1 protein-coding gene and 1 pseudogene are annotated in these 2,108 nt (G+C 70.6%); both read left to right on the top strand.

Features of this window, described 5'->3' with window-relative positions:
- The first annotated feature begins 274 nt into the window (after nt 1-274).
- A complete protein-coding gene (locus ACFXB5_RS02355) occupies nt 275-1,057 on the top strand; it encodes a TIGR03084 family metal-binding protein (RefSeq protein WP_385201603.1) in 783 nt (260 codons plus the stop codon).
- 522 nt (nt 1,058-1,579) lie between these two features.
- Nucleotides 1,580-2,108 (top strand): annotated as a pseudogene (locus ACFXB5_RS02350) (hypothetical protein); the annotation flags it as partial.

The following is a 2,108-nucleotide window of genomic DNA, read 5'->3' as shown; positions in this document are numbered from 1 at the left end:
CAGATGTTTGTGTTTGTCTTCACAGTCTAGTGGCGCGCGCGCGCGCCCCCCGCCGCGTCCCCCCCCCCTGTCGGTGCACGATCTCCCGGCGCCACTTGGTGAACCAGCGGTGCGCCGCGTGCGTGACCAGCCACCCGACACGCTCCAAACCGCCGTCGAGGAAGCGCGGCGGTCCATGGTGCGGCGAGCCCCACCACCGAGTCGGCAGACTCCGGCGACACCGGAGTCTGCCCGCACACTTCGCCTTCGCCGCCGGTCAGGGAGGATTGGCACCATGGCGCGCATGCTGAACTACAACCTCGCCGTCCCCGATGTGGATGACGCCGGTGTCCTGGCCGCCCTGGTGGCTGAGGGCGATGAGCTCGACGCCCTGGTCACAGCCGTGGACGACTGGTCCAGACCGACGCCTGCACCCGGCTGGACGGTCGCCCACCAGATAGCCCATCTCGCGTGGGCGGACGCGAACGCGCTCAGCGCCTTACGCACTCCGGACGCGTTCGGCGGCGAGCTCGGCCGGGCGGAAGCCGAAGGCAGCGGATACGCCGACAAGGCCGCCGCCGCGGGAGCGGCCAAACCGCGGCCGGTACTCCTGGAGGAGTGGCGGGCCGCTCGAGCGGAACTGGCGGCGGCACTGCGCGACACGCCATGGGACCACGCCTTCCCCTGGTACATGTCGAAGGTGACCCCGGCCCTCATGGTGCCCCTTCGTCTGATGGAAACCTGGGCACATGGGCAGGACGTCTTCGATGCGGTGGGCGTGGCGCACCGCCCGACGGATCGACTGCGGCACGTGGCTTCGCTGGGGGTGTTGGGACGGGAGCTGTCCTTCGCCGCCGTCGGACTACCCGGGCCGGCGGACCCCTTCCGCGTCGAACTGACGGCTCCTGACGGACGGACCTGGGTGTGGGGCCCCGAGGCCGCCGCGCAACGGGTACAGGGCAGCGCCATGGACTTCTGCCTGTGTGTCACCCGGCGTCGCCCCTGGTCCGAGACCGACATGACGGCGACCGGCGAGGACGCGCAGAAGTGGCTGGAGGTGGCGCGCGTCTTCCTCTGAGAGCGTGTCGGGTGGCTGGTCCTGCGTGATTCCCGTGTACCGCCAGGTGGGTCGAGAACTTGTCAGGCTCCACCGGCTGACTCCGACCACCACGCCTAACCTCCGCACGGTCCCAGCAGACGACGGCCCCGCCGACTCCCCGGCACTCACCGACCGTCTTCTCACGGACGGCTGGACCGACGTCGAGAGTGCCCGCCGGCTCGACGGATGGTTCGGCCGAAGACGCGGACCGAGCATCTGCGGGGGTCGCCCATGCCCACGCCGAGGCGCAGCGGGAGACCTTCGACCTGCATTTGCCGTTACAGCAAACGGCTTTGCCTATGTTCCCGGGGCGAGCGCACCATCCAAACCATCGACACGACCGGTCGGACCGCGACAGTCGGGCGTGCGCGGAGACGCGCCGCATGACGGCATGCGGCCTTGCGGTGACCATCGACCGGCCGTCGAACCGGTCGAGGTTCCCGGCCGGCGGTAAGTCCTGACGGCGGTCGCGGGGGACCGCCACCTACAGAGGAGAACACTGTGTCCAGCGACTGCTTCGATGGTGACGACGCGTTGACCGGGTACGACAGGTGGCGTCGGAGCCGGTGGGAGGAGATGGCGGGCCCGGACGGGAAGGCGGGCCGCATCGCCTATCGACTGATCACGGAACCGGGTCAGGAAGTCCCCGAGGTTCCGGGGCGGTGGACGTCCACCGGCTTCTCGGGGAGCCTGACGCTGACCGCGGCCCGCGCGGAGGGCGTGTCCGTCGATGGCCAGGCCGTCGACGGCGCGGTGGAACTGACCAGCGCCGGCCGCCTGTCCTTCCCCGGCGGGCGGCGCGGCACCATCGAGGAACTGCGGGGAGCCCATGTCCTGGTCGTGTGGGATCCGGCCGCGCCCACCCTCGTCGGCCTGCGCGGGATCGAGGCGTGGCCGTGGGACCCGGCCTGGACCGCCGAGGCGGAGTACCGGGGGGGGGGGGGGGGGGGCCGCCCGGGCCTTGAACACCCGGACACACCCCCCAAACAGGAGCCCCCCCAAGAAAGAAAAAAAAAAAAAAAAGACCCCC

Source organism: Streptomyces sp. NPDC059455 (assembly GCF_042750115.1).
GTDB classification, from domain to species: Bacteria; Actinomycetota; Actinomycetes; order Streptomycetales; family Streptomycetaceae; genus Streptomyces; species Streptomyces endocoffeicus.
The sequence above is the reverse complement of the archived record's forward strand: the minus strand, read 5'-3'. Positions and strand labels throughout refer to the sequence as shown.

Coding starts and splice junctions, on each gene's coding strand:
- ACFXB5_RS02355 (WP_385201603.1), top strand. CDS start 275: ATGGCGCGCATGCTGAACTACAACCTCGCCGTCCCCGATGTGGATGAC.